The 14,632-nt window shown below is 64.7% G+C and carries 15 protein-coding genes; 6 read left to right on the forward strand and 9 right to left on the reverse strand.

All coding sequences use genetic code 11. From position 1 onward, the window contains the following. Positions 1-140: 140 nt before the first annotated feature. The 5 genes from VN706_21250 to VN706_21270 all read right to left on the reverse strand — a co-directional run bounded on the left by VN706_21250 (position 141) and on the right by VN706_21270 (position 4,783). Positions 141-1,193 (reverse strand): hypothetical protein, encoded by a 1,053-nt coding sequence (locus tag VN706_21250; GenBank protein ID HXT18171.1) that lies wholly within the window; start codon positions 1,191-1,193, stop codon positions 141-143. Between the two features lie 10 nt (positions 1,194-1,203). After that, positions 1,204-2,823 carry a S41 family peptidase gene (locus VN706_21255; protein HXT18172.1) on the reverse strand — a complete coding sequence of 540 codons (1,620 nt, stop codon included), beginning with the start codon at positions 2,821-2,823 and terminating at the stop codon, positions 1,204-1,206. Between the two features lie 95 nt (positions 2,824-2,918). Continuing rightward, positions 2,919-3,122, reverse strand: coding sequence for a hypothetical protein (locus VN706_21260; GenBank protein HXT18173.1), 204 nt, complete (start codon positions 3,120-3,122; stop codon positions 2,919-2,921). Positions 3,123-3,181: 59 nt separating this feature from the next. Further along, entirely contained in the window at positions 3,182-4,051 is an 870-nt protein-coding gene (locus tag VN706_21265) for a replication initiator protein A (protein HXT18174.1), read from the reverse strand. A 24-nt stretch (positions 4,052-4,075) separates the two neighbouring features. Then, on the reverse strand, positions 4,076-4,783 hold the full coding sequence (locus VN706_21270) for an SDR family oxidoreductase (protein ID HXT18175.1): 708 nt from the start codon (positions 4,781-4,783) through the stop codon (positions 4,076-4,078). Between the two features lie 153 nt (positions 4,784-4,936). Between VN706_21270 and VN706_21275 the strand changes: the two genes are divergently transcribed. Beyond that, positions 4,937-6,187, forward strand: coding sequence for a phospholipase D-like domain-containing protein (locus VN706_21275; protein ID HXT18176.1), 1,251 nt, complete (start codon positions 4,937-4,939; stop codon positions 6,185-6,187). A gap of 6 nt (positions 6,188-6,193) precedes the next feature. Here the strand turns inward: VN706_21275 and VN706_21280 are convergent, their stop codons facing one another. The 3 genes from VN706_21280 to VN706_21290 form a co-directional block, all read right to left on the reverse strand. After that, entirely contained in the window at positions 6,194-6,742 is a 549-nt protein-coding gene (locus VN706_21280; GenBank protein ID HXT18177.1) for a MerR family transcriptional regulator, read from the reverse strand. Positions 6,743-6,835: 93 nt separating this feature from the next. After that, on the reverse strand, positions 6,836-7,558 hold the full coding sequence (locus VN706_21285) for an ATP-binding protein (GenBank protein ID HXT18178.1): 723 nt from the start codon (positions 7,556-7,558) through the stop codon (positions 6,836-6,838). A gap of 131 nt (positions 7,559-7,689) precedes the next feature. After that, the gene (locus VN706_21290) at positions 7,690-8,523 is read right to left on the reverse strand and encodes a hypothetical protein (protein HXT18179.1); all 834 of its coding nucleotides are present in this window, start codon (positions 8,521-8,523) and stop codon (positions 7,690-7,692) included. A 220-nt stretch (positions 8,524-8,743) separates the two neighbouring features. Here VN706_21290 and VN706_21295 point away from each other — a divergent pair, with 220 nt between their 5' ends. Genes VN706_21295 through VN706_21305 form a run of 3 tightly spaced genes read left to right on the forward strand, consistent with a single transcriptional unit; the run spans position 8,744 to position 10,705 of the window. After that, positions 8,744-9,250: a hypothetical protein gene (locus tag VN706_21295; GenBank protein HXT18180.1), complete on the forward strand. Its 507-nt coding sequence runs from the start codon at positions 8,744-8,746 to the stop codon at positions 9,248-9,250. A gap of 37 nt (positions 9,251-9,287) precedes the next feature. Continuing rightward, a complete protein-coding gene (mqnB, locus tag VN706_21300) occupies positions 9,288-9,935 on the forward strand; it encodes a futalosine hydrolase (protein HXT18181.1) in 648 nt (215 codons plus the stop codon). Further along, positions 9,929-10,705: a 1,4-dihydroxy-6-naphthoate synthase gene (locus tag VN706_21305; protein ID HXT18182.1), complete on the forward strand. Its 777-nt coding sequence runs from the start codon at positions 9,929-9,931 to the stop codon at positions 10,703-10,705. The genes mqnB and VN706_21305 overlap by 7 nt, the downstream gene beginning before the upstream one ends. 42 nt (positions 10,706-10,747) lie before the next feature. Here VN706_21305 and VN706_21310 read toward each other — a convergent pair whose 3' ends face one another. Next, positions 10,748-11,542 carry a zinc ribbon domain-containing protein gene (locus tag VN706_21310; GenBank protein HXT18183.1) on the reverse strand — a complete coding sequence of 265 codons (795 nt, stop codon included), beginning with the start codon at positions 11,540-11,542 and terminating at the stop codon, positions 10,748-10,750. Positions 11,543-11,633: 91 nt separating this feature from the next. Here VN706_21310 and VN706_21315 point away from each other — a divergent pair, with 91 nt between their 5' ends. Next, the gene (locus VN706_21315; protein HXT18184.1) at positions 11,634-12,902 is read left to right on the forward strand and encodes a glycosyltransferase family 4 protein; all 1,269 of its coding nucleotides are present in this window, start codon (positions 11,634-11,636) and stop codon (positions 12,900-12,902) included. A gap of 123 nt (positions 12,903-13,025) precedes the next feature. Next, on the forward strand, positions 13,026-14,585 hold the full coding sequence (locus VN706_21320; protein ID HXT18185.1) for a hypothetical protein: 1,560 nt from the start codon (positions 13,026-13,028) through the stop codon (positions 14,583-14,585). Positions 14,586-14,632 lie beyond the last annotated feature (47 nt).

A 14,632-nucleotide genomic window follows, 5' to 3' on the forward strand; every position in this document is an offset into this window, starting at 1 on the left:
GGGATCAGCGGGGACGCATCACTGCGGTCAGCCTTCGTCGGCTAACAATCCGTCGATCGGACAGAGGAGAACTGCGGGGGATTGAGGTTCAGCCCTGCAATCTAATCCCCAGCTCTGGCCGGTCGGCAAGCAATAAATGTTTACGGTCGCCAGTTCGCCATGAACAGATTCAACTCGCCCGGCTTCGACGAGCGCCCGGACGCCCACACCAACTCGCTTCCATCCGGGCTGAACATTGGAAATCCGTCAAACTCCGGATGGTTCGTTACGGCCTCGAGATGCGAACCGTCGGCGTCGACCAAATACAGCTCGAAATTCCGGCTTCGAGGATTCTTGTAGTTCGACGAGAAAATGATCCGCTTGTCGTCCGGCGTGAAGTACGGCGCGAAGTTCGCGCCGCCCAGGTTCGTGATTTGATGCTGGTTCGATCCATCGGCGTTCATCACCCAGATCTCCATGCGGTTCGGACGAACGAGCCGCTGCCGCAAAAGATCCTGATAATTCGTGAGCGCCGTGTCGGATGGATGCCACGCGCGATACACGATTTGCTTCCCGTCGTGCGAGAAGAACGCGCCGCCGTCATAGCCCGGTGCCGTCGTCAACCGCTTCAGGTTCGAGCCGTCGACGCGCATGGTGTAGATGTCGAGGTCTCCGTCCTTGAGCGACGTGAACACGATCGTCTGCCCGTCCGGTGACAGCGTCCCTTCGGCCGTATACACGCCGTAGTTCGTGAGGCGCGTGAGTCCGGAGCCGTCGGGGCGCGCGGTGTAGATGTCGTACGGATCCAGTCCCCACACATAACCCTTCGACGGATCGGGTTTCGGCGGGCACGCGGTATCGGCGGCGTGCGTCGAGCCGAAGAAGATGTTCGCGTCGCCGCCGTAGAAGTAGCCGCACGTGGTCTTGCCGAACCCGGTCGACACGCGTCGCACGTGCGAGCCGTCGGCGTTCATCACGAATTCCTGATCGCAGCTGCGGCCGTCACGCGTCGACTGAAAGATCAGGCGCTTGCCGTCGCTGCTGAAATACGCTTCGGCATTCTCGCCGCCGAACGTCAGCTGGCGAATGTTCGTGAGGTGACGCTCGCCCGCTTCGGGCTGGACTCGCGTGACGCTCGAGCCATGACAGCCACATGAAGAAACCGCCGCTACGATGGCGATCGTAGCGGCGGTGAGACGGGGCGCTGTTCGCATGCCCCGGAACTTACGGCTTCTTTGGCGCTGCGGCAGTCCGGGTGCTGGCACCGGCCAACGTTTCGCCGGCCGCGGTGAAGAGCTCGCGTTGCGAGCTCGCGTGATCGAGCAGATCGATGGCGCGGCGCAACGGCGCGTCGTACGGCAGGTCGCGGCGCTTGGCGCTCGAGTCGCCGGCGACGAAGTGTGCGACGCGCTGCTCGAGGACGCGGGTCATGTAGCGATTGGCCGCGTCGTACTGCTTGCGGTCGACGGTCACGCCTTTGGACTGCAGCCGGTTGTAGAACTCGTTGAGCCACGACGACTGCACTGTGAAGTTCGGCGACGCCGACTTTGCCAATTCGGTGGCGTAGTCGTCGCGCACGGTCACGAAATCCTGACCCTTCGGCGCGATCGTTTTGAGGAACGTCTGCTCGGCGGTCGTGAGCGTGTCGTCCTGCACGATCACGTCGGGCGTGATGCCACCGCCGCCGTAGACCACGCGTCCCGCGTCCGACTTATAGGGCGGCCGATTCTTCTTCGACGCGTTGGTTTCATTGCTGTCCGGCGTGTCTTCGACGAACTGGCCGTTCACGAACTTCCGCGGACGCTGAATGGATCGACCGCTCGGCGTGAGCCACTTGCCGGTCGTCAGCTTGAGCGCGTACCCGCCGTCGAGATTGTAGACGCCCTGGACCAGACCTTTGCCGAAGCTCGTCTGGCCGACGACGAGCGCACGGTCATGATCCTGCAGCGCGCCGGTCACGATCTCGGCTGCCGAAGCAGTGCGATCGTCGACGAGAATCACGAGGGGGATCGTTGCGGCGACGGGTGCATTCTTCGCCTGCTCCGACTGCGCGGGCCCTTCGCGATACTTCACGGCCGCGATGAGCGAACCTTGCGGCAGGAACATGTTCGCGATGTCGAGACTTTGCTCGAGAATGCCGCCCGGGTCGCCGCGCATGTCGATGATCAGACCGCGCGCGCCCTGCGACTGATACTGCTTGACGGCCGCGAGCAGATTGTCGTACGCGTTCTCGTTGTATTGCTGCAGCGGGATGTAGCCAATCTTGTTGCCGAGCGTGAGCGTGAACGGCACGGCGGGAATGTGAATCTCGGCGCGCGTGAAGTTGCTCGTGATCGGCTCGGTCACACCGGGGCGGGCGAACGACACGCGTACGCGAGTTCCGATGATGCCGGTGAGTGAATCGGAGACTTGATTGATCGTCCAGCCTCGCGTCGACGTCGAATCGACGCGAATGATCATGTCACCTTCACGGACGCCGCCGTTCTCGGCGGGCGTGTTCGGGTAGACCGTGACGACGCGGACGAGCTTCGTCGTCGGATCCTGCTCGATGAGCATGCCGAGTCCGCCGTATCGCCCGCCGGTTCGGCTGTTGAACTGCTTGAGGTCGCGTGGCGACATGAGCTCGCTGTATGGATCGTTGAGCTCTTTGACCAGGCCACGCGCGGCCTTCTCATAGACGTCTGGAAGCGGCAGCGTGTCCACGAATCGATCGGAGACGAGACTCATCACCTGATCGAGCAGCAGCGCGCCTTGCTGCTGAGACCGTGATTGCAGAATGAATGCGCCGGCGACGACCGGGATGGCCAGTGCGCCGATCAGCGCGGCCTTACGAAAACGTGGCATGCGAGTGTTCCAGCGTAGGTGTACCTGGTGTCCCGAACGATAACCCGGGATAAAACGACGGCGAGCCCAACGGTGGCGCAACGCCTACGGCCCGATCAGCGGTCCTCGATGACGCCCACAGGTGTAGCAGCGTCGTCCTGAGCACCGAACCGGGCCCACACCATCTTCCAGGATAATGCCACGCCGGAGCGAAACCGCTTTTTCGTGAGGCGAAAGCCGGCTGGAGAGATCGCGATGGTGAATGGCTCGCCATCGATTTCGATCTCGCGGCGGATGGTCTTCTCGAGTTTGGTCGACATGGCTGCGGGATTATACCCTATCAAACAAACGGGGTTCACCCCGTTAGCGCTGATGGGCCTTAGGCGCTCTTGCTCCCAGCCGATCGACCCGCCAGGACGTAATCGACGAACCACTCGCGCTGCTGCTGCCGAACCATCGCCTCGCGAATGAGGCCGCCTTCCTTGAGCATGTCGTGCGCCGGTTGCAGCACCCGCTGCAGATGGGAGGGATAGCGTTGGGAGAGCGGCAGTTGCTCGCGCAGGCGGTCGAGCGACACGCGCCAGGTCAGAACTCCGTTCGCGCGCGCGACCTCGATCAGTCGGAAGAGCCGGCGTGCAACAGGCGATGGAAGCGAGAAATATCTGCCGACGTTCATCGGCACGACGTAGCGCGCGGCGATGTTCTGTCGCACGAGCGGCGAGATGACGACGCGCGCCTCGCCCGGCTCCGCGGCGACGACGGCGGGGAAGAGCGCGAGCTGATCGCGCTCCGACGATCGCCGGCGCTCGATCATGACGGACGTGAGCAGCGTGAAGCTGACGTCGACCGGCCCGCACACCACGGCATCGTAATACGCGTGCTCGGATTGAAGCACTGTGCGTTCGAGACGCGTGAGCGACGCGCGCAGCTGCTCGTAGGTGCGGCCGTCGGCTTGCCGGCCCATCGATCGCAGGAACGCATGAAGCGTGAACGTGAGCGCACCGTCACTCGGCGAGCCCGCCTCGTCGAAACGGCGCATCAGCTCGATGTACACGTCCTGATCGAAGGTGCCGGGCAATCGTTCGCCGGGGCTCGCGAGGACGCGCCACCGGCCGCCATCCGCCGTGGCGAAGGAGATGACCAACTCTTCGGCCGTGTCGCTCAGGCGAAACAGCGGAAACTCCTCGATCGAGCGGTCCAGATGCACCACTCGCGCGTGAGAGCGTCGCTTCGCCGGGAGCATCATCATGCGTGCGTCGTCATCGAGGCGGCGTCATCCCAGCGGAATGAGCGAACCGGTGATGGCGCCGGCGCGGCTCGAGCAGAGAAAGGCCACCAGATCCGCAACCTGTTCGCGTTCGACGTATCGAACGTCATCGCCCATGGCGGCGACATTGGTCGCCGTACGAATCGACGTGGGCGCGATCGCATTCGCGCGCACGCCTGTCTTTCGCTCCTCGGCGGCAATGGCTCGCATCAGCGTGACGACGCCGGATTTCGCGACAGCGTACGCGGCCTTGTTCGCAACGCTTGCGCCCGGAAGCGCCGCCTCGGATGCAAAGAACACGAGCGCGCCGCGGCCGGCACGGAGCTGCGGCAAAAACGCGCGCGATGTGAGATACGCCGTGGTGAGATTGATCAAGAGCTGGCGCGACCAGATCGCGGGATCGCTTTCGGCGACGGGACCACTCATCGCGAAACCGCCGGCCATGTGGACGAGGCCCGCGAGTGCGCCGCCGTGATCGGCGCGTACGCGTTCGGCGAGATCGTCGACCGCGCTCGGGTCGCTGAGATCACAGGCGTAGCCGCGCGCGTGCGCGCCCGAAGCGACGATCGCGGCTGCTCGCGCCTCGACGTGCTGCGCGGTGCGGTCGACCAACACGAGCGCGGCGCCGAGTCGAGCGAACGTTTGCGCGACGACCTCGCCGACCTGGCCTTCGGCGCCGACTCCTGTCAGGAGGACCGTTGTACCGTTGAACATGCTCATAAGGTGGCGCAATCCTGGCCGGAGGAAAAGCAGATCCTCGGGCCTACGGCGCGAGGATGACACGTTCGGGCTGGCACGAAGCCTGTTATTGATTCACCTGACATGTCCCGCCTGAAAAGCGCCGGAATCATCGTAATTGTTGTCCTCGTGGCCTCCCTGGCCCTCATTGGCGGCCTGTCGATCACGCGGGGCACGCCCGTCAGCTATGTCTCGACGCTGTCGGACTCCGGGCCGCCGGCGATCAGCGACTCGCTGTTCGAGCGGACGTTCGAGCTGTTCACCGGTACGCACATCTTCCAGGGTAATGCCGTACAGCAGGCGAACAACGGCAACGGCATCTACCCCTCGCTCTGGCGCGACATGCGGTCGGCGCAGCACACGATCACCGTGCAGATGTACTACTCGCTGCCCGGCAAAGTAGCGGACAGCATGGCCGCGGTGCTTCGCGAGCGGGCGCGCGCGAACGTTCGCGTGCTCTTTCTCATCGACGCGTTCGGCTCGCAGCACCTGTCCGACGAGTATTTGAAATCTTTGACAGACGCCGGCGTGAAAGTGGCGAAGCTCAGGCCACTGCGCTGGTCCACCATCTCCAACGCCGCGACGCGCTCCCACGTGCGCGTCGTCGTCGTCGATGGGCGCGTCGGGTACGAGGGCGGCTTCGGCCTGGCCGACTATTGGCTCGGCGATGGACATCATGACGAGCAGTGGCGCGAATCGAACGTGCGATTCGAAGGCCCGGCGGTCATGCAACTCCAGGCCGCATTCGCCGCCGCGTGGGCGGAATCGACTGGAGAGCTGATCACCGGTCCGCTCTTCTTTCCGTCCAGCGGATTTCAGCCCGTTGGACCGACGCGCGCCGGGCTGCTGTATACGGCGCCGACGACGGGGAGCACGCCCGCCGAACGATTTCTGGCCCTCACGATCAGCGGCGCGCGCAAGTCGCTGTACATCGAGAATTCATACTTCGTTCCCGATGAGGATTTTCGAAAGCTTCTCGAGCGCGCCGCGCGTCGCGGCGTCGACGTTCGCGTGCTGACCGTGAGCTCGAAAACGGACGTGAAGACCACCTGGTACGCGGGCCGACACTATTACGAGGAGCTGCTCGGCCGCGGCGTGAAGATCTACGAGTACCAGCCGACGATGCTGCACTCGAAAACCATCGTGGCCGATGGCTTGTGGAGCTCGGTCGGCTCGATGAACTTCGACAATCGTTCGATGGCGTTCAACAACGAGTCGAATCTCGTGGTGTTGGACACGGCCTTCGGCGCGCAAATGGACTCGATCTTTTTCGACGATCTCCGCTACGCGCGTGAGATCAAGCTCGACGAGTTCCGGCATCGCTCGCGATGGACGAAGCTGGTCGAGAGCATCGCCACGTTGATGTCGCGACTGCTCTAGGCTGCTCTAGCGAATATCCTCGCGGCCGAGTGCCGCGCGCACGGCTTCGCGCATGGCGACGAGCGCTGCTTCTCGGGACGACGGCGAATCCTCGCGAACATGCAGTTCGACCCCGTCCGCCACCATGACTCGCCGCCAGCTCGCGGGCGCATCGTCATCGACGGCCTGCCGGCGCGTCTCGACCGTGGCGCCGAGCGCCGCGGCGAGTGATGACGCCACGCGGCGCTCGAGTGCGTCGCCCGTCACTTCCTTCATCTCGCCTTTGATCGTGTCGAGCGTCACGCCTTCGCGCTGGCGGATCTTGATGGCGAGAAGCTGAAGGAAGTGGCGGTAATTGTAGGTCGCGGCGGTGCCGGTCCCCTCGGGGCGTTCGAGCAATCCATTCGCGACGTAGAACCGAATCGATCGCGCGCTCGGCGCGGCGCGTGCCGACGCATTGGTCGGACGCACGCCAGCGGCATCGACGAGCGCGGTCACCTGCGCGGCGAGGCCGCGCGCGTTCCACGGCGCCTGCTTGGCGTGGGCGCGGAGAAGTGCGATGGGTGATTCAGCCATGTACCGCGAAGGGAAGCAAAGCCGTGAGCCGGCGACGAGAACGAGAAGCCAACGAGCCGAACGCGCAAGGAACAATAACGCGCACGACCGCGGTCAGGGGAGACGCAGGCTCGGCAGGGAAAATGTGAGCGTCGTGCCCGAGCCTTCGGCGCTGTCGAGCGACAGATTGCCGCCGTGGTCGTTTATCACGCGGTGCGCGACGGCCAGGCCAATGCCGGCGCGACCGGGCTTCGTCGTAACGAGAGGTTCGAAGGCGTGCGACAGCGTGTCGGCGGGGATGGCCGGGCCATCGTTGTGCAGACGCGACCGCCAGGCGCCGTCGCGATCGACCGACGACGCGATCGTGAGATCACTCCCTTCGGGCGCCGCGTCAATGGCATTGACGAGGGCATTGCTCAGCGCCAGCGCGAGCTGCTCGGCGTCGATGGCGCAGGTTGCTCGCGGGTCGGCGGGGGTGTGTTGAACGAGGAGCGCCTTGCTCTCGAGGATGCCGCGATTGGACGCGAGGACGTCGGTCCAGACGTCGTCGGGATTCGCGGGCTCGAGACGTACCGGCGCGGGACGTCCGTACTCGAGCAGTGCCGACACGAGAGCGTTGAGACGCTCCGTCTCGCGGAGAATGCGGCCGAGGTTCCGCTCGATGAGCGGGTCGTCGGTGTTGCGATAGCGCAGGAGCTGCGCGGCAGACGCAATGGCGAACACCGGGTTGCGCAACTCGTGCGCGATCGCGGCGGCGACATGCTGAGACGCCTTGACGCGCTCTCGCCGCAGCGTTCGCGCGGTGATCGGCGTGTCGGTGCGCGATTCGATGTCCACGGAGCCGTGTGGGAAGGAGAGAGGAGTGGACGTTACAGGTTCATATTAACCGAAGCGAAAAGACAGCGGAGCGCGCATGCCGACGCTCCGCTGTCTTCGTTGGTAGTCGTGCGAACGCTTCCTGTCGGCGTCTAACGGCGCGACTTCTTCCCGCTCTTCTTGGCGCCGCCCTTCTTGGTGCCGCCTTTCTTGGCCGCGCCGGCCTTTTTCGCGCTGCCCTTCTTGGCCGCGCCGCTCTTCTTCGCTCCACCTTTCTTGGCGGCGCTATTCTTGGCGCCCGCCGCCTTCTTGGCCGGACCGCTCGATTTGGCGGCTGGCTTCTTTGCTCCACCCTTCGCGCCGCCCTTCGCGGACGCGCCGCTTGATTTGGCGCCGCCCTTCTTGGCTGGCGCTGATTGCTGTCCGCCGCCGGATGATTTCTTTGCGGTCGTGGCTGGGGCCGACTTCGCAGGTGCCGACTTCGCAGGCGTAGGTTTGGCGGGCGCGGACTTCGCGGGCGCCGATTTGGCCGGTGCGGATTTGGAACCCGACGACTTCGCGGCTGCACCGCCGGACGAGGACGATGAGGACGATGCCGCGCCGCCTCCCGATGTCGAAGCCGCGTTTCCGGATCCGCCACCCGACGCGGCGCCGCCGCCCGCGGCTGCACCGCCGCCGCCTGCGCCCGAACCCGCGGGACGCCCGGGGCGACCGCGACGCGGCGCACTCAGGACGTCTTCGTCTTCCTCTTCTTCCTCGCCGGCCTCGAACGTGGCCGGCTCCTCTTCGTCGTCGTCGACATCGTCGGCGCTATCCCACAGGTCGTCGCTGTCATCCTTGTGCGTCATCCAGCCGCCGTCTTCCTCGTCGTCGTCGTCGTACGACGAGCTTCCACCACCACCACCTCCGCCGTATCCCAGATCGTCTACGTCGTCGTCACGATCAGAGAATCGGTACTCCTCATGCAACTCGTCACCCCGCGGCATGCCCGCCTCCTGAGAGGATAGTGATCAGCGAATGGGTCGACACACGGCCGTGATGACGGCTGCACGTCGTATGCCTCATACCGAATGCGCGTGGCCCAACGCATCGGAGATTTTCAACGCCTTAGTATACTTGGCCGGGCGCTTCGTCAAGAAGCTCGTCATTGCATCTCGCTGCATCCACCACGGTCCGGATGCAGATTGAAAACGTCGGAGAGCACTCGTGCCAAAACTTCTCGTTCTCTTCTCCTCGGCAGACAGCTACGCGGCGAACATGGCGGACGTTGTCGCCGACGGTGCGAAGCGTGTGCGATTCACCGAGGTGGACGTGCGCGCGGTGGTGGACGGCGGCAGCGGCGCGTCGGATCGCCGCCGACTCGAGTCCTTCGACGCGCTGCGCGACTACGACGGTGTGGTCCTGGTGGGTCCCGGTCCCGAGTCGTCGGGCCACGAGCTCGGTGCGCTGCTGGATGCGCTGGACGACGGCGAGCCGATGACGAATGTCGTGTTCGGTGTCGCCGGCGACGAGAATGCTGATATGCTGACGGCGCTCGCGCGCGCAGGTGGCCTGATCGCGGCGCAACCCAGGGGTTCGAGTGCCGAGGAGCGGGCGCGGGGTTTGGGGGCGCGGGTGGCGAAGGTAATTGGGTGGGTGCGTCATGCGCTGGGGCACGAGTCGGAGCATGCCCAAGGACATCACCACCATTCGCATGATCGCCCGGCGAGCTGACATCCAATCACAATAATGGTGTTATAGTGGCGCGATAATGTCGCTAAATACTACGCCGATAGTTGTTTGCTACTCGACTCCACTCGAAGGCGGCGACCTCCCACGCGAGATCGGCGGGCGCCCCATCGCACTCCTCCAGACGGGCGTTGGACTCGTCAACGCCGCGTTCATGCTCACACGTTTTCTGGCGACTAACAAAGTGGCGGCCGTCATCGGGTGCGGGGTCGGTGGCGCCTACCCGGGTTCGAACCTCGAGCCAGGCGACGTCGTGTGCGCCGAGTCCGAGACGTACGGCGACCTCGGGGCGGATTCGCCGGAGGGTTTTCTGGACATGGAGGCGCTCGGCTTCCCGGTCATCGCCGGCGCCGCTCCGCTATACAATGAGCTGCCGCTCGATCTGTTTCCGGCAGCGCGGCGCGTGCGATTTGTGACGTGTGCGACGTGCACCGGCACCGATGACGTCGCGCGCGCGCTGGTCGCGCGGACCGGTGGCGCGGTCGAATCGATGGAAGGCGCGGCGATCGTTCACGTCGCGAAACTCATTGGGGTGAAGGTGGGAGAAGTGCGAGGCATCTCGAATTCGGTGGGCAATCGCGATCGCGGACGCTGGCGGCTGAACGATGCGGCGCGCGCGGCGCGCGAGGCCTTGGTGCACTGGATCGAGGACGGAGCTCGAGAATGCTGAGCCTCGCGATCTCTCCCTGTCCCAACGATACGTTCATCTTCTGCCAGATGGTCAACCGCTATCGGCTCGAGCTGGACGACGTCGAATCGCTGAATCTGCGCGCCGAGCGTGGTGAGTTCGACGTGACGAAGATTTCGGTCGCGGCGTACGGGCGCATTCGCGATCAGTACGCGCTGCTGCGCGCCGGCGGTGCCGCGGGATTTGGCGTGGGTCCGCTGCTCGTGAGCAGCGTCAAACGCGAGCCGGGCGGACGCGTCGCAATTCCGGGCGATCGCACGACGGCCGCGCTGCTGCTGCGGTTGTGCGGCGACTTCGAGACGATTCCCATGCGCTTCGATCTCATCGAGGCTGCGGTGTTGTCGGGCGAGGTCGACTGCGGCGTGCTGATTCACGAAGGCCGCTTCACCTACGCCGACAAGGGTCTCGTGTGTCTGGCGGATCTCGGTGAAGTCTGGGAAGCGAAGATGAACTGTCCCATTCCTCTCGGCGCGATCGCCATTCGCCGTTCGCTCGGTGCCGAGGTGGCGCGGCAGGTGAACGACGAGATTCGGGCGAGCCTGCAGCTTGCCTGGGCGCATCCCGAGCGTTGCGCTGACTTCGTGCGCGCGAATGCGCAGGAGATGTCGCCGCAGGTGCAGCAGAGGCACATCGATCTTTACGTCAACGACTACTCGATGGACGTTGATGCCGACGCGGTGACGCGACTCGTGACGCTCGGTGAACAGCGCGGGTTGTACGCGGCGTCGCGCGAGCCGATTTTCGCCGTGTGACGCCGCGCTACGGGGCGCGCCGCGGCGCGACGCCGCGCTACGTCAGGGCTGCTTGGCGTTCAGCGCGATGACGATGTCGTTGTCGTGCGCGGTGTATTCCGGGAGATTCTTCGCGCGTTCGCTCGCCGCGGAGGCGACCAACTTGTCGTGAAAAGAGCGTTCGGCCGCCGCATCCTTTCGCATGTGCGCCGCGTTGCCGGCGAGAATGAGGCCGAGCAAATGGTTCGGATGCTTGGCGAGAATGGTGTCCGCTTCGGCGCGCGCGAGTTGTTCGTCGCCCGAAATCGCGGCGATGCGGCCCATGTCATAACGTGCGTCCAAGTCGAGCGAATCGAGCGCTTGATACGCCTGAATGGCCATCGGCGCGAACATCGCGACGGTGTCGGCGTGGCCGTTTTCGTGCGCGGCCATGATGCGATTGTACAAGCGTTCTGCCCGTTCGGTGGGCGACATGTTACTGATGTCGGGCGGTTGACCGCCGCCGCCGGCGAAGGGAGCGGCGTTCGCATCGGCGGTCGGCGTGGGCGTCGCCTCTTGACTGCGTCCGAATCGCTGGCCCGCGACGAGCGCGACGAATGCGAGGAGCGCGATCGCGGCAACTGACCACGGAAGCGCCGAATTGAAGCTGCGCTGGTCGCCGGTGCCCTCGGCGCCGGCGGGAGTGCCGCATCGATGGCAGAACTTGGCGCCGGGACGGAGCTCGGCGCCGCAGGCGGCGCACTTCGTGGCCGAGAGCGCCGCGCCGCAATTCGAGCAGAATTTGCCGGACGCCTGGGCGTGGCAAGCTGGACAGGCGATCGTGTCGCCGTCCGAGGCGGGAGAGGTTGGGGAAGTCATGCGCACCAAAGTTACACGGCGGAGGCTGTTCGCGCAGAGTGGCCTGCTCTCTGCACCGGAGATCGCCGTCGTGAATCGAGTGAGACTGTAGGTGCAGCGGACAATTGGACAAGCGGCGAACGTCGTCTACGTGTGGAACCACGAGTATCCGTGGGACGTTCGCGTCGAAAAAGTGTGTGCCGCGCTGACGAACGTAGGCCGTTCGGTGCATTTGACCGCGCGCAATCTCGGGCGGCGCTCGCGGCGCGAAGAGCTGCCAGAGGCAACGGTGCATCGGTTGCGCCCGCTGCCGCTCGGCCGATATGCGGACGCGGCGCTTCAGTTTCCCTTCTTCTTCAACCCCCGCTGGGTTTCGCATCTCACACGCACGGCGCGGGAAGCGAACGCCGACGTGTTGATGGTGCGCGATCTCCCACTCGCGCCAACCGCGATTCACGTCGGCCGGCGGTTGGGCATTCCCGTCATGCTCGACATGGCCGAGAACTATCCGGCGCTGATGACGGAAATCTTCACGGCAAAGCGGCAGAAGCCGCTCGACTATGTCGTGCGAAATCCGGCGGCGACGGCGGCGGTGGAGCGCTACACGCTGCGGAACATCGATCACGTGGTGTGCGTCGTCGACGAGATGGCGGACCGGCTTCGCGCGATGGGGTTAGGCGCCGATCGGATCAGCGTCGTATCGAACACGCCGCCACGTTCGCGCGTCGTGCCCGCGGAGTCGCGCACGGCGCGCGAACCTGACGGCGCGTTGGTACTCGGATACCTCGGCATTCTGGAAATTCCGCGCGGGTTGGGCGATGCGATCGACGCAGTTGCGCGGCTGCGGTCGCAGGGCATTGATGCGCGGTTGCGCATCATTGGTGGCGGGCGCGACAGCGAAGTGTTCGAGCAGCATGCGAAGCGGCTCAATCTCGACACCTCGATCGTACAGTTCCTCGGTCGTGTCGACGACCACCGCGAAGCGGTGCGCGCGCTGGAACAAACGGACATCGGCATTCTGCCGTATCACACGAGCGAGCAGTGGCACACGACGATCGCCAACAAGCTCTTCGATTACATGGCGCTTGGGCTTCCGGTGGTCGCGGCGGACGCGCGGCCGGTCGAGCGCATTTTGCACGAGACGGGCGCGGGCGTGACGTATCGTTCGCGCGACGTGCATGACTTCGCTCACGCGGTGTTGTCGCTGCGCAATGAAGATCGCCGGCGCACCGCGGGCGAAGCGGGCCGGCGTGCAATTCGTGATCGATATCACTGGGAACGTGACGTGGAGCGTCTCGTCACCGCAGTCGATATCACCGTCGAGCGGGCTCGAGAGAATTCTCGAAAGATTCCCTCTGCAATTTCACTTCTGGAGGCGTGACGCGAGCGCGCTGCCGCGCGTCGTTCACTTGACCACGCACGACACCAGTCACGGTGTCGTGCTCGTGTTTGGTGGACGGTTGCAGTCGAGGTTGGCAGCATGGTGTCCCGCGTCAAGGCAAGCATGATTTCCGTAGCGCTCCTCGTGTGCGGAGTGACTCTCTCCGGATGCAACACGTTCACCGACGTCGTTGCGCAAGGCGTCAGCAACGTCGCGAAGGAAATCAAGGCGGCCGGCGACAGCACGAAGTCGCCGAGCGACTCGACCAAGACGAAGCCGGACACCACGACGAAGACGCCGCCGGCAGCGACGGACACCACCGGTGTCACTCAGCAGGGAAATCCGACGGGCAGCGCCTCGGCGCCGACGACGCCGTACAGCGTCAAGTCGCCGCACTGGTCGCACATCCGCGTTCACGTCTCCGACTATCGCATTCAGTATCAGTCGGACGCGAACGTGCGTGCGACGGAGTATGCGTGGTCCGCGGCGCACTTCGACGACGTAACGCTCGACGCGGACGACAAGACGTCGGTGGCGGCGTACCATCTCGCGAATCCGACGGTTTCGGTGGTTCGCTACGCGCTCAACTGGTCGGTGATCAAGCCCGGACAGCAAAACGAGAACGTGGCCACGTCGTACACCCAGCACATGTCGCAGTGGTACGCGGCGCATCCGCAGTACACGCTCGAGAATGCGTTCCTTCACGACGGCAGCCAGTGTCCGGCGGGTACCGCGGCGACGCCGAACTGCCGCCTCACGATTCACATCTGGACGCAGGACCGCTGGGTGGTGAATCCGGGCGATGCGGGCTTGCGCGCGTATCAGGCGAGCCGGCTCGCGCAGTACATGGGCGATGCGGACGGGCTCTTCCTCGACGAGCACGGCTCCGGCGACATGTCGGACCAGCTCGGCAACAAGAATGTTCGCGAGTATCCGAGCTTCACGAACTATCAGAACGATATCGTCGGCGAGCTCTCGTCGATTCAGTCGGCGCTCGGCTCGTCGAAGAAGATCATGATCAACACGGCGGAGTACACGTCGTCGTGGGATGCGGCGATGCAGAACGCGGTGACAGGCGCCGAGCTCGAGCTCTTCAACAATCCGACGAACAACTCGATGGAGAGCCGTTGGAGCTTCATCGATGCGCAGCTCGCCAAGGGCCGCGTGTTGCAGATGGAGTCGGGCGGGACGTTGCCCGCTTCGTTCAACGCGGGCAATTCCGCGAGCGCGGCGGATCGTCAACGGCTGTGGCAGCTGGCGAGCTACTATCTCGTGGTGCCGTCGAATTCCGCGAACCTGCAGTTCGGCATTCACGACGCGTGGAACACGGCGTTCTCGACGCAGTGGCTCAAGGCGATCGAGATGAACATCGGCAGCCCGAGTGGCGCGCGCGCCGTGGTGGCGAGCGGGACTGATGCAAGCGGCTCATCGTACAAAGTGTGGGGCCGCGATTTCGGCAGCGCACTCGTGATGGTACGTCCGAGCGGGAATGGATCGTCGTTCGGCGACGCGACGAAGGCGTCGCTCACGCTGCCGACGAATGATCGCTATTTGCCGCTCCATGCCGATGGCACGGTAGGTGCCCCTGTGACCTCTGTCGAACTTCGTGCGAGCGAAGCGGTTGTGCTGCTGAAGCAAAGCCGATTCCCCTCGCTGCAGAGCGCGCCGAACCGGGTTCCGTGATCGACTGATCGGGGCTGTCGGGCGGCGCTGATGGTGCCGCCCGAGCA

This window comes from Gemmatimonadaceae bacterium (genome assembly GCA_035606695.1).
In the GTDB taxonomy this organism is placed as follows: domain Bacteria; phylum Gemmatimonadota; class Gemmatimonadetes; order Gemmatimonadales; family Gemmatimonadaceae; genus JAQBQB01.

Bases quoted from the DNA above. Each gene is read 5' to 3' on its own strand.
- VN706_21265 (HXT18174.1), bottom strand. From the start codon at position 4,051: ATGATGATGCTCCCGGCGAAGCGACGCTCTCACGCGCGAGTGGTGCAT.
- mqnB (HXT18181.1), top strand. From the start codon at position 9,288: ATGTCGCTAAATACTACGCCGATAGTTGTTTGCTACTCGACTCCACTC.
- VN706_21260 (HXT18173.1), bottom strand. From the start codon at position 3,122: ATGTCGACCAAACTCGAGAAGACCATCCGCCGCGAGATCGAAATCGAT.
- VN706_21255 (HXT18172.1), bottom strand. From the start codon at position 2,823: ATGCCACGTTTTCGTAAGGCCGCGCTGATCGGCGCACTGGCCATCCCG.
- VN706_21305 (HXT18182.1), top strand. From the start codon at position 9,929: ATGCTGAGCCTCGCGATCTCTCCCTGTCCCAACGATACGTTCATCTTC.
- VN706_21290 (HXT18179.1), bottom strand. From the start codon at position 8,523: ATGCCGCGGGGTGACGAGTTGCATGAGGAGTACCGATTCTCTGATCGT.
- VN706_21270 (HXT18175.1), bottom strand. From the start codon at position 4,783: ATGTTCAACGGTACAACGGTCCTCCTGACAGGAGTCGGCGCCGAAGGC.
- VN706_21250 (HXT18171.1), bottom strand. From the start codon at position 1,193: ATGCGAACAGCGCCCCGTCTCACCGCCGCTACGATCGCCATCGTAGCG.
- VN706_21320 (HXT18185.1), top strand. From the start codon at position 13,026: ATGATTTCCGTAGCGCTCCTCGTGTGCGGAGTGACTCTCTCCGGATGC.
- VN706_21310 (HXT18183.1), bottom strand. From the start codon at position 11,542: ATGACTTCCCCAACCTCTCCCGCCTCGGACGGCGACACGATCGCCTGT.
- VN706_21280 (HXT18177.1), bottom strand. From the start codon at position 6,742: ATGGCTGAATCACCCATCGCACTTCTCCGCGCCCACGCCAAGCAGGCG.